We start from the raw sequence: 12474 nt of genomic DNA, 5'->3' as shown, positions 1-12474 counted from the left end.
CTACAACGCAACTTCTGTGCCTTGTGCCAAGGCAGTGTCAACAACGGGAGTAGGTAAACGGCTAAGTCGGTGAGTGGTGTGGTAGCTATCTAAGCCTGAGGCCGTAAGACTTTCTGCCTTTTCTATGTCTAAATACCCGTCTGGCTGAAGGCAGCTCTCTGGTACCAATGCCTCCACTATTTCACCAATAACTAAAATGGTGCCATTCAGTTTTATATAAGTACGTTGCGCCAACTTAAGACCAATTTTTATGTTGGCTTCTTTCACATATGGGGCAGTATGTTTTTCTGAATACTCAGGAGTCAATCCGCACAATGAAAATTCTGATTGAGTGTGGTGGGCACTAGAATGATGGGCAGCCTCATAAATTTTTGGGTGCACGTGGTTTAACGTATAGAACCCAGTTTTGATGATGTTGTTCAAAGTGTCACGCACTACATTATCTGGCCTAACTAACATGCCAATAAGTGGCGGATTAGCCCCCACGTGGAACACCTGGGTGTACAAACTTAGATTGGAGTTACCCTTAGCATCTGAAGAGCCAACTAAGCAAAGGCTCTTGAACCCAGAGAGCGAGGTAATGAAATTAGCCCGGTAAGGCTTGTCCATCTGCAGAATGTCCGAGGTTGAAAAACGGGTGTCTGTCATAGCAAAAGAAGTAAAATCAAAACGATGACAACTCTTCTGAAGTAGAAGGGAAGGGTAAGTTAACTAAATATGCTACAACTGCCCAAATTTCAGCTCGCAAATGATAAGCCTCTATGAGCTTACTTTTGCTAGAGCTGTTGATTATAGACATTTTATGTTTGTTTTTTTTGGTAGATTCAAAACGCAATGGCTCTAATAAAATGAGGTGTGCTTCTTTCTCATAAGTAGAACTGCAAACTACATTGTTTGAAGGAGGTAGATTTGTGTTAATTTTTGAAAGGCAAAGGTTATCATGATGTCTTGTAAGGTTTTGCTACAAGCCTATGATGATAAGCAAGGAAGGACGCCACAGCGTTCATAGAGGAAATAAAACTTTCGAATTTTGAGTAGGTAAAAAGAAACAATTATAGCAGGCAGAGGAGCCGATTTTAGTACCTTGTCCGCACAATAATATTTTTTAATGTTGAAGCTAGCTAGGGTATATTAAAGGGTGAACAAAGCGGAAGAAAAAATAAAGCAACCTTACCTAATCGAATTTCCAGTCATTGGAGAGCCAAGTACAGGATTTATTTCGGTAGCAGAGGGTAAAAGGATTGCTCCGTTTGAAGTGAAGCGGGTGTTCTGGACATATGACACCCCTGAGAGTATTGTCAGGGGGCGGCATGCCCATTATGAGACTGAACAAATTATCATTGCGGTCATGGGTCGTATTTTGGTGACCACAGAGCATGTTGATGGAAAAGTGGATGTGTTTGTATTAGATAGGCCCGGGAAGGGCGTTTATGTGCCACCGAATGTGTGGCATACCATGCAGTATTACCTGTCAGCTGTACAGATGGTGCTGGCTTCCACAGAATATCAAGCAGAAGATTATATTCGTGACTATACTCAATTTAAGAGTATATGGAAAAAAAGGTAGAACCACTTTCTTCAGACAATCTAAATAAATCTGAATTAGTCAAAGTAGTTTTTCCGCCACAAATGATTGGTTCTGGTGCAAAAAAATTTGTACTGTAGCTTAGTGACCTTTCATATTGTTATTGCACAGCATTTAACGTGGTTTAATAATTTAAGAATGATGCATTTGCTCTCAGTCATAGTTCCTTGTTATTTTAATGAGAAGAACATACCTGTAACTTTCAAGGAGCTTTGTGACAATGAACTTCTTTTTCCTGCTGATGTAGGCTTTGAGTATGTGTTTGTAGATGATGGTTCCAGAGATAACACCTATCAAGAGCTACTGAAGGTAAAAGCGCAGCATCCAGGAAAAGTAAAGGTTATAAAATTAGCTGGTAATGTGGGTACTTATAGCGCAGTTATTGCAGGTATGGAGTATGCAACTGGAGATTGCAGCGTAATTATTTCTGCAGATTTACAAGATCCACCAGAGCTCATGCTAAAAATGTATGAGTACTGGAAACAAGGGTTCAAACTTGTCATTGGCAATAGAAAAGAGAGGCAGGATCCCGTGCTGCAAAACTTATTCTCTAGTTTTTTCCATTTTATTATGAGGAAAATTGCATTCAAAAACATGCCCGAAGGAGGGTTTGACTTTGTGCTGTTTGATAAGTTCGTAAGGGATGAGGTGATTAAAATAAAGGAGAGAAACAGCAATGTGATGTATTTAATGGCTTGGATGGGATTTGAGTATGTAAGTATACCTTACAGCAGAAAGCAAAGGACCTTAGGAAAGTCAAGATGGACATTTAGAAAGAAAATAAAGTTATTCATTGATTCCATTCTTTCATTTTCCTTTTTCCCAATTCGAGTTATATCTGTGGTAGGAATAGTGTTAGGTATGGCAGCATTATTTTACGCCTTTTTTGTGGTTTATGCTAAAGTAAATGGGCTAGTGGCGGTAGAAGGGTGGACCACTATGATGGTTGTACTTTTATTTGTTTCCTCCTTTCAAATGACAGCCTTGGGTATTATTGGAGAATATGTTTGGCGAGCTTTAGATGCTGCAAGAAACAGGCCATTATACATAATTGAAGAAGTAAAATAATTGAATAGAAATTAAAATAAGACATAGACTAATTCAATTCCAATATCAAAGAATGATTACAATTTTAGCTTTAGGGGTACTGCTGTTTTTGGTTTTTTACCTAGTGGGCAGTTTTTTTTTGCAGCTCAGGTTTATTAATCAATGTTCATTTTTACAGCACGTTCTTAGTTTTTGGGTGGGGCTATTACTAGTTGTCAGTGTGTATGCCGTTATAAAAGCTGCTTTTGTAACTATTCTTTTTTTAGTGCTGCCTGTGCTGTTTTGGATGAGACCTATGATACTGGCCTTTACAATAGATGTTCAAACGTCTAGTCTCAGATTCGTATGTGGAGCAATAAGTACTTATGTATTTTTATTTTTCCTACAGGTAAATTTTCAATTTGATTTTTTGCAGAACCCTTTCAATTATTTAGACCACATACATGGTGAAGATGCGGAGGAAAGATTCATTTACAGTAGTATCCTGAGTTTATTGCATTATACAGGCGTAGAAACTATAAGTCCAGAAGCAGTTTTGAAAGGCTTTTCCGGGGTTTCTATGTACCACTTCGTAGAGTTTTGGTTAGGTAGCCTATTTAAGACCCTTCATAATGAGAAGAGTGATTATGTCTTGTTTTACTTTGTGTATCCGCTCTTTAAAACTTTTGGTCTATTAACAGTATTTGCAGTGTTTGCCGACAAAATAAAAGGTAGAAACAGTTTGCTTTTAGTGCTGGTAGTTATCTTCTGTTATTTGGTCTTAGGAATTCGATGGGTTTTTGAACCTGCATATAGAATGCAACTACGAGAGATAGTCATGATTCCAATGTTTCTGTTAGCCTCAAAATCTCTCCAACTTAAATATTATAGTGTAACCGTTGCTCTGCTCATGATAGCAACGGTGGTGAACATTCTCTTTTTGCCAGCTCTATTAGTTATGGCTGGGTTATTTTTTTGTAAACTACGTAAATGGAATATAATTGCAGTTGTTATTTTTCTTGTGCTATATGTCTTATTTTTTTATTTTTTCAAAGAACAGGTACGGGATAAATATTTATCAACTGGTATTGTAGAAACGGTTTCTTTGGCTCTTGGAGATTCTTTAATTAACAGAACCTATAGAGTGCTTTTGCTGGCTTTTTTATCATACCCTTTTAGAGTGATACTTTCATTTCTGGTGCTGAAAAACTACAAAATGTTAAAAGATAAAGCTCTTGTGTTTGATTTGGCTTATTGGATACTTTTCTGCTTTTTGGCTTACCATTTAGCATTTGTGGTGTTGGCTAAGGTTTCTGTTGATTCTGACCAACTAAAAAGAATGGCTTATCTTCTAACTAGTCTGGCTTTCTTTTTTGTGTTATATGAGTTCTTTAAGAAGAGGCAATTTGCAGTTTGTTTTGTAATCATGTTACTGATGACTGATTTTCATTATCCCCTGGCAAAAATCAGCATGAAGCGGAATTATGATCACGAACTTGAAAATAAAGTAGCCTCATTAGGTAAAGGAAAGTTTTTGCGGGGTCTATTTGTAGATGAAAATGAACAGTTACCAAATCAATGGTACCTGTATTTTTATCCTACGCATGTAACGGAATATGCCCGCGGAAATGACTACAGGATGCACTTATTTACATATGATGTTTCCGGGCTACGGAATTCAATCTCAAAGTTAGCTCCCTTAGATCAGCCAGCCTTATATAAAACTATACAGCCACTTTTTTCAATAGAAAAGGGAATTATAGAAAATATTAACCACCACGAAATAGACTTAGTTTGGGTTAGCAAAGATTCCAGATATTTAAGTACCTTCAAAGGTTTGACACCTTTTCATGAGCTAGAAGAGTATTTGATTTATTCCTTTGAATCGCCAATTGCACAATAAATAAAGCAGAATTATAATAGCTACACATAATACACATATAGGTTTTAGCAGAATAAGAATATCACAGCAAGAGCATGTATGGTTATGAATTGCAGTACGAGTGTAAAGTCTGTTTAAATTAATGAAGAAGATTTGTATTGCAGGGAAAAATGCCATTGCTGTAGAATGCACAAAGCACGTGCTCAAGTTTTACCATTCGTCTGAACTTTGCGTGCTAGTCAATGAAACAGACACTGGACACAATACATGGCAGCCATCTTTTAAGAAGTTTGCTTTAGAAAACGAGATCGAAATATTTTCACAGGAACAAGTTTATAATATAAAGAATATACTATTAATTTCTCTTGAATTTGACAAGCTGCTTCCCCCTGCCAGATTCAATTCTAAACGTCTGTTCAATATTCATTTTTCTTTGCTCCCTAAATACAAGGGGCAGTTCACCTCTTCCTGGCCAATTTTAAACTTTGAAACAGAAACTGGAGTGACGCTTCATGAAATAGATAAAGGAATAGATACTGGAGCAATAGTTGATCAGATAAGGTTTGAAATCAAGAATGATGATACTGCAAAAGATTTGTATCATAACTATAACACCAAAGGAATTGAGCTGTTTATCTCAAATTTTGAGAGGCTGCAAAATAATTCTTATAATGCTGTCCCTCAATCTTATGTTGGGTCAACTTTCTATTCTATTAGTAGCTTAGATTATAAAAATGTTAAAATAAATTTAAAACAAACTGCTTTTCAAATAAGTGCTCAAATCAGAGCATTTTGCTTTAGAGAATACCAATTGCCTCAGGTTTTAGGTTGGTATGTTTCTAAAGTAGACATCATGAATACTTCATCAGAAAAAAAGGCAGGCACTTTATTAGACGAATCGGAAAGCTTTCTACTTATTTCCACAGTTGATTATGATCTAAAAGTCTACAAAGATCATTATTACAAGTTCTTTGAGCTTTGTAAGTCAGGCAGTAGTAAAGAACTGCAGGGAATAATACAGTTGATTCCCAACCTAGAGGAGAGGAACCAAGACGGCTGTACTGGGCTAATGATTGCAGCTCAAAATGGTAACTTAGAAGTAGTAGAATTTTTAAGCAAATACGGCGAAGATTTTAATGCGTTAAATTCTCTTAGAAGGGCAATGCCATAAAATGGATGAAACAATCTGATTCTTAACCTATCCGCTGCTAAACTATATAGCCTAGTTAATCTAACAGAGTTGCAAGACAGGTAACATAGAACTTCTAAAAATTTATTTCATGAGAGGTTTTAACGTGAACAGTCAAAATGTCTTTATTTACTCCATCTTAAGTTCTATTGCTTAGTTTGTCAGCCTAGAAGTTTCTTCAATAGTTTAGCGGCTTCTTGAGAATGAAGTTGAGTATACTTGATTTTGCTTATAGAGACTCAGATTACTTGCCTGAAGTAGGGAAGATAACATTACAAAAAAGGAGGGCGTGCCAAATCCTTGGTATCTATCTATGGCTTTTTCCATTTTCATTTTATACTGTACCTTAAATAGGTGCTATAATTTTTTGACAGGCTCAATTCGGCTTCTCATTTGATATATCTGCTATCTAAATAGTTCTTAAGAGGTAGAGAATCAGTTGAAGGAAATAGTGAAGTCAGAAAAGGATTATTTAAGCAGGTTAAATTATTATATGAAAGCTGCTCAATACTTCTGCTCCCTTTTCTGGTCTATTTTTTTGGAATTCAGACAAATATTTTTTCTTTGATAATATGGGGGATTGAATTCAGATGGAATCTTTTTGAAAAGAAGGTTGTCTTTCTTCACTGATGTTAAATATTTAAGCCTTTGAATTCCAATAGACAACACCAACTTTTAATTGGTTGTAAAAAGGGGGGGATCAGTGAAAAATAGAGTTTTTACAATATCTTAAAACCTTTCTTAGGTATAAGTCGTACCTTTGCGTCAACTATGTGCGGAATTTCAGGAATCTACGCTTTTACCCCCGAAGGCCGTGAGGTCATTCACCGTTTGCCCGACTCTACCGATGCCTTGCAATTGCGCGGCCCGGATTCTGGAGGACATTTCACCCACGGTTCTGTAGGTTTAGGGCATCGTAGGCTCTCTATCATTGACGTGAGCAATGTGGCCTGCCAGCCTATGGTGGAGGAATCGGAACGCTATACTATTGTCTTCAACGGCGAGATCTTTAATTACCAAGAGCTCAAAAAGCAGTTAGTAGATAAAGGCTACTCTTTCTTCTCGCAATCAGACACCGAGGTGCTTCTAAAACTTTATATAGAAGAAGGGCCTTCTTTTCTTAGCAAACTCAACGGCTTTTTTGCTTTTGCCATTTACGACAAGCAAGAGGAATTTCTTTTTGTAGCCCGCGACCGCTACGGCGTGAAGCCCTTGCTGATGTACCAGGATGACGATAAACTGGTATTCGCTTCAGAGATGAAGTCGCTCATGGCGTTTGGTATTCCGCGCCAACTAGATTATGCGTCTTTGTACGAATACCTGCAGCTAAATTATATTCCAGGTCCTGCCTCCATCTTCAAGGGAGTTAAAAAACTAATGCCCGGCCGATACCTCACTGTAAGCAAAGTGGGAGAGGTGAAGATCAAGCGTTGGTACAAAATTCCGTACAACGAAAAGACGGCTAAGAATAATTCTCTTTCTTATGAAGACCAGCAAAAGCAGCTGGTGGAATTGATGGACGGAGCCGTGCAGCGTCGTATGATTGCTGATGTGCCGTTGGGAGCCTTCTTGAGCGGCGGTATTGATTCCTCGGTTATTGTAGCTCTAGCTTCGCGGCATACTCAGCAGCTGAACACATTTTCTATCGGCTACAAAGATGAACCCTTCTTTGACGAGACAAAATATGCTAAGTTGGTGGCCGACAAGTACAAGACCAATCATACCGTCTTCTCGCTTACTAACAATGATTTATACGAGCACTTGTTCCGGGCGCTTGACTATATAGATGAGCCCTTCGCTGATTCATCGGCGTTGGCAGTGAACATTCTAAGCTACTATACCCGACAAAAGGTAACAGTGGCCCTGTCGGGCGACGGAGCCGATGAACTTTTCGCTGGCTATAATAAGCACATGGCGGAGTATAAGGTGCGCCAAGGTGGTTTTGTCGCCGAGACCGTGGCGGCCTTATTGCCGCTCTGGAAGATGCTGCCTAAATCGCGTAACTCTGCCTTAGGGAACCGTGTACGCCAATTTCAGCGTTTCGCTGAGGGGATGAACCTTTCCGCTAAAGACCGCTATTGGCGATGGGCTTCCTTCGCTACCGAAGGTGACGCGACATCGGTGCTGAGTGGAAAAGCAAAGAATGCACTCTCCAAAGATGTGTATAAGAAACGCCGCCAGAAAATATTAGACAATCTTTCCAAGAAAGGCGACATTAACGAAGTGCTGCTCACCGATATGCAGTTGGTGCTCCCAAATGACATGCTTACCAAGGTGGACTTAATGTCCATGGCTAACAGTTTGGAAGTACGCACGCCCTTCTTAGATTACAAGGTAGTAGACTTTGCTTTCTCTTTACCTCAGTCTTCTAAAATTGACGGCGGCATGAAGAAAAAGATTGTGCAAGATGCCTTCCGACCAATGCTGCCCGAAGAATTGTATAAGCGCCCTAAGCATGGTTTTGAAGTGCCTTTGCTTAAATGGTTTCAAAATGAACTTAAGCCAATGATTGTAGATGACCTGTTGTCTGATTCCTTTATTGAGGTACAGGGCATATTTGATGTCAAAGAGATACAGCGGCTTAAGGCGCAGCTGTTCTCTCAAAATCCTGGAGACATTCATGCCCGTATTTGGGCATTGGTAGTGTTCCAGCATTGGTGGAAGAAGTGGATGTAGAGGATCAAAACCATTCTATGGAGTAAATTATAATAGTCTGTAAAGTAAACGCCTGCTTTTTTAAAGAATCAATCCTTAATACATGAAAATAGCTGTTGTAGGAACAGGATATGTTGGTTTAGTGACAGGTACATGCTTCGCCGAAGTAGGTATAGATGTCACTTGTATTGATGTGAACGTCAAAAAAATTGAAGATCTGAAACATGGCATATTGCCAATTTATGAGCCTGGCCTTGAGGAGATGGTGCTACGGAACGTTGAGAAAGGTCGTCTTCATTTCTCGACAGATCTAGCAACAGCTATTCAGGGCTGTGATGCCGCGTTTATAGCAGTAGGAACGCCACCTGGGGAAGACGGTAGTGCAGATTTGAAGTATGTGCTGGGAGTTGCCAGAGAAATTGGGCAGCACATGAATGACTACTTAGTGGTGGTAACAAAGAGCACCGTACCAGTTGGCACTGCCAAAAAAGTGAAACAGGCAGTAGCTGAGGAGTTAGAGAAACGCAATTCAAACCTGACGTTTGACGTAGCTTCTAATCCAGAGTTTCTGAAAGAGGGTGCCGCTATTGAAGACTTCCTGAAACCAGACAGAATTGTAATTGGGGTGGAGTCAGAAAAAGCTGAAGAGGTGATGCGCAAGTTGTACAAGCCTTTCTTACTGAACGGGCATCCTATCATTTTTATGGATGTGCCATCGGCTGAAATGACCAAATATGCGGCTAATTCTATGTTGGCTACCAAAATCAGTTTCATGAATGACATTGCTAACCTTTGTGAAATCATGGGGGCAGATGTGAACATGGTACGCCGCGGCATTGGCAGTGACACCCGCATTGGCAACAAGTTCATTTACCCTGGCATTGGCTACGGCGGTTCTTGTTTCCCTAAAGACGTAAAGGCCTTAATCAAGACTGCGGCTGAGAACGGATACCAAATGCAGATTCTGCAAGCGGTTGAATTGGTGAACGAGAACCAGAAAGAAGTACTTTTCAACAAGGTGAAGAAACACTTTGGCAGTGATCTGTCAGGCAAAACCTTTGCGCTGTGGGGTCTTTCTTTTAAGCCAAAGACAGATGATATGAGAGAGGCACCATCTCTAGTGATCATTGAGAAACTCTTGGCGGAAGGTGCAAGTGTACAAGCATATGATCCAGTTGCTATAAAAGAAGCACAACACATGCTGGGCGACAATGATAGTATAGTGTACTCAAAAGATGAATATGAGGCGTTGATTGATGCCGATGCGCTACTGATTGTAACCGAATGGCCTGAATTTAGGTCTCCAAATTATCAGGTAATAGGAAAGTTACTGAAGAACAAGGTCATCTTTGATGGAAGAAATATCTATGAAGCCAAAGATCTGCAAGAAATGGGCTTTGCCTACTATGGAATAGGGGTGCAAGAAGTCCAACCTGTAACAGAAACTACTTTCTAAGATATGGCTGAAGCTAGAAAACGTGTTTTAATTACCGGCGGTGCCGGATTCTTAGGTTCACATCTTTGTGACAGGTTTATTAAGGAAGGCTATCATGTCATTGCCATGGACAACCTGATTACTGGTGACCTTAAGAACATTGAGCACTTGTTCAAACTGGAGAATTTTGAGTTTTATAATCATGATGTCTCTAAGTACGTGCATGTGCCAGGTCATCTAGACTACATCTTGCACTTTGCATCTCCGGCATCTCCAATAGATTATCTGAAAATCCCAATCCAGACTCTGAAGGTGGGTTCTTTGGGGACGCATAACCTGTTAGGGCTTGCAAGATCCAAAGGAGCAAGAATGTTAATTGCCTCTACTTCTGAAGTTTACGGAGATCCTGAGGTGCACCCACAGGTGGAAGAATATTGGGGAAATGTAAATCCAGTGGGCCCGCGGGGCTGCTATGATGAAGCGAAGCGATTTCAGGAAGCCATCACTATGGCCTACCACACACACCATGGGGTAGAGACAAGGATTGTACGTATTTTCAATACCTATGGCCCCAGAATGCGCCTGAACGATGGCCGTGTATTGCCAGCATTTATGAGCCAAGCGTTGCGCGGAGAAGAGTTGTCTATTTTTGGAGATGGTTCCCAGACCCGGTCTTTCTGCTATGTTGATGACCTTATTGAAGGTATTTACAGACTGTTGCTAAGTGACTATGTATTGCCGGTTAACATAGGGAACCCGTCTGAAGTAACCATTAAAGAATTTGCAGAAGAGATATGCAAATTGACAGGAGTTGAATTAAAATTAGGGTACCAACCACTGCCAGAAAATGATCCACAGAAACGTAGGCCAGATATTTCTAAAGCCAGGGAAGTACTAGGTTGGGAGCCAAAAGTAAGCAGAGAAGAAGGATTGAAGCGCACTTTGGAGTATTTTAAAGTGCATGTTGAAACCGCACCTGTAGAGGCTAAGACGTTTTAAGAAAGTAAACTAAAACATGTGGAAGTATAAAGGTTTTTCTTCCAATGAGTCACTTTTGAATTTTATTGTAGACGAACTTTATAATTTTTTGGTTCTATAGAAGGAATCTATTTTCCTTACTAGCTGGTAAATTGTCACCCATAACCCAAAGCGTTTATTACCCTAATGTAATACGCTTGGAGGAATTATTATTTTACAATGGGTGATACTATTGAAGAGTTTATGAATTTTAAGCTTCTAAAGTCTACTGGAATTTATACCTTATTAGGATTCATTCCCTTAGTTTCTTCCTTTGTACTGCTTCCTGTTTATACCCAATTTTTGACTGCATCAGATTATGGAATTGTTTCGTTGGCAGGTGTAATGGAAAGTTATTTGCTTATTTTAATAACTTTTGGTCTTCAAAGCGCCTTTACAATATATTATTTTGACTATTTAAAAGTTGAAAATGGAATAAATAAACTTTTAAGTGTTGTTTTGTTATCAATATTAAGTATTAGCCTAATTTATGCCGTAATTCTTTTTTTTGGTGGAGAGGAAATTTATAGACTGCTTTGGGACGAAAGCCTTCCTTTTGAACAGTTTGGTTGGTTTATATTTTCAAATTCTATTGTATTGTCTCTTAACCAAATTCTTTTTCAGTATTATAGGGTTTCAGAAAACCTAAAAAAAGTTATGTTGACATCACTTGTCCCATTTTTTGGTAGTACGCTAGGAGGAATCATAGGTATTGTTATTTTAAACGGTGGGGCCCTTGGGAGCGTTGTAGGTAAATCTATTGGAATACTACTGGCTTCTATTCCATTTTATTTAATCTTATTTAAAAGAATAGGCTTTTATTTAGATTTAAATATAATTAGGAAAATTTTTACTTATGCTTACCCCTTCGTTTTAATATTTTTGATTACAAATCTGTCAGAAACTTCAGATAGGCTTATTATGAACCATTATTTTGATCTAAAAATATTGGGGTTGTATGCCTTTAGTATGGTGATTGTAAGCCCAATTCGTATACTGTTGCAGTCGTATTGGAATTCAGTGACACCTACAATGTATAGAGCTGTTTCAGAGGATAATCCAGACAAGAAAAAAATTTTACAAAATAATTTGAGTGGTGTGTTAATTATTACTTTGATTTCAATTTGGGGATTAATAATGATTGTTGACCCTGTAGTGAAATTTATTGCAAATTCAACTTATCATTCTGCAGTTTATTACGTGCCTTTGTTGGCTATTACAATATTTGGTCGGGCGTATACAATTATGTATACTTTTAATGCCACTTTTTATAAGAAGACTAAGTACTTGCCTTTAGTAAATATTATTTCTTTGATATTGGGTGTGGGGTTCGCTTTGCTTCTTGTTGATTCAATTGGTATATGGGCAATATTCATAGCAGTGATATTGTCAAGATTGTCACAAGGGGTTTTAGCTTATATAATTGATAGATGGCTAGGATTTAATGATTTTCCTATCATGTTTCAACTTCCCTTAGTGCTTCTGACTTTGTTTATTGTTTTTGTAAACTATGCTTTTGTTTATGATATCAAAGGAATTCATATAGGATTAGTTAATCTTTTTGAAGCATTGTTCTTCTTCCTGTTGTTATTTATGTATAATAAGCAGTTTTTAAAGGCTACCTATTATAAATTAGTTGATAGGGAAAAAGTTATTACGTTGTAAACTGTTAAACATAGGTAGGG

General features: G+C 38.6%; 9 protein-coding genes. 8 read left to right on the top strand and 1 reads right to left on the bottom strand.

Translation table 11 applies throughout. The annotated features are described in order from the left end of the window. Window positions 1-648, bottom strand: a complete 648-nt coding sequence (locus A8O23_RS04325) for a flavin reductase family protein (protein WP_066617218.1) — start codon at window positions 646-648, stop codon at window positions 1-3. A 490-nt stretch (window positions 649-1138) separates the two neighbouring features. On the opposite strand from A8O23_RS04325, the gene A8O23_RS04320 reads away from it, so the two are divergent. The 8 genes from A8O23_RS04320 to A8O23_RS04285 all read left to right on the top strand — a co-directional run bounded on the left by A8O23_RS04320 (window position 1139) and on the right by A8O23_RS04285 (window position 12454). Continuing rightward, window positions 1139-1567, top strand: coding sequence for a sugar 3,4-ketoisomerase (locus A8O23_RS04320; protein ID WP_204377675.1), 429 nt, complete (start codon window positions 1139-1141; stop codon window positions 1565-1567). Between the two features lie 156 nt (window positions 1568-1723). Continuing rightward, window positions 1724-2653, top strand: coding sequence for a glycosyltransferase family 2 protein (locus tag A8O23_RS04315; protein ID WP_082882908.1), 930 nt, complete (start codon window positions 1724-1726; stop codon window positions 2651-2653). Window positions 2654-2705: 52 nt separating this feature from the next. After that, window positions 2706-4514 carry a hypothetical protein gene (locus tag A8O23_RS04310; protein WP_153042069.1) on the top strand — a complete coding sequence of 603 codons (1809 nt, stop codon included), beginning with the start codon at window positions 2706-2708 and terminating at the stop codon, window positions 4512-4514. 121 nt (window positions 4515-4635) lie between these two features. After that, window positions 4636-5664, top strand: a complete 1029-nt coding sequence (locus A8O23_RS04305; RefSeq protein WP_066617213.1) for a formyltransferase family protein — start codon at window positions 4636-4638, stop codon at window positions 5662-5664. 789 nt (window positions 5665-6453) lie between these two features. Continuing rightward, window positions 6454-8358, top strand: coding sequence for an asparagine synthase (glutamine-hydrolyzing) (gene asnB / locus A8O23_RS04300; RefSeq protein ID WP_066617210.1), 1905 nt, complete (start codon window positions 6454-6456; stop codon window positions 8356-8358). 82 nt (window positions 8359-8440) lie between these two features. Beyond that, window positions 8441-9793 carry a UDP-glucose dehydrogenase family protein gene (locus tag A8O23_RS04295; RefSeq protein ID WP_066617208.1) on the top strand — a complete coding sequence of 451 codons (1353 nt, stop codon included), beginning with the start codon at window positions 8441-8443 and terminating at the stop codon, window positions 9791-9793. A gap of 3 nt (window positions 9794-9796) precedes the next feature. After that, window positions 9797-10771 (top strand): UDP-glucuronic acid decarboxylase family protein, encoded by a 975-nt coding sequence (locus tag A8O23_RS04290; protein WP_066617198.1) that lies wholly within the window; start codon window positions 9797-9799, stop codon window positions 10769-10771. 198 nt (window positions 10772-10969) lie between these two features. Beyond that, the gene (locus A8O23_RS04285; protein ID WP_066617189.1) at window positions 10970-12454 is read left to right on the top strand and encodes a lipopolysaccharide biosynthesis protein; all 1485 of its coding nucleotides are present in this window, start codon (window positions 10970-10972) and stop codon (window positions 12452-12454) included. The last annotated feature ends 20 nt before the right edge of the window (window positions 12455-12474 follow it).

It is taken from the genome of Rufibacter roseus, from assembly GCF_001647285.1.
Classification (GTDB): Bacteria; Bacteroidota; Bacteroidia; order Cytophagales; family Hymenobacteraceae; genus Nibribacter; species Nibribacter roseus.
This window is presented reverse-complemented; position numbering and strand designations above follow the sequence as displayed.

Coding starts and splice junctions, on each gene's coding strand:
- A8O23_RS04305 (WP_066617213.1), top strand. CDS start 4,636: ATGAAGAAGATTTGTATTGCAGGGAAAAATGCCATTGCTGTAGAATGC.
- A8O23_RS04310 (WP_153042069.1), top strand. CDS start 2,706: ATGATTACAATTTTAGCTTTAGGGGTACTGCTGTTTTTGGTTTTTTAC.
- A8O23_RS04290 (WP_066617198.1), top strand. CDS start 9,797: ATGGCTGAAGCTAGAAAACGTGTTTTAATTACCGGCGGTGCCGGATTC.
- asnB (WP_066617210.1), top strand. CDS start 6,454: ATGTGCGGAATTTCAGGAATCTACGCTTTTACCCCCGAAGGCCGTGAG.
- A8O23_RS04325 (WP_066617218.1), bottom strand. CDS start 648: ATGACAGACACCCGTTTTTCAACCTCGGACATTCTGCAGATGGACAAG.
- A8O23_RS04315 (WP_082882908.1), top strand. CDS start 1,724: ATGATGCATTTGCTCTCAGTCATAGTTCCTTGTTATTTTAATGAGAAG.
- A8O23_RS04285 (WP_066617189.1), top strand. CDS start 10,970: ATGGGTGATACTATTGAAGAGTTTATGAATTTTAAGCTTCTAAAGTCT.
- A8O23_RS04295 (WP_066617208.1), top strand. CDS start 8,441: ATGAAAATAGCTGTTGTAGGAACAGGATATGTTGGTTTAGTGACAGGT.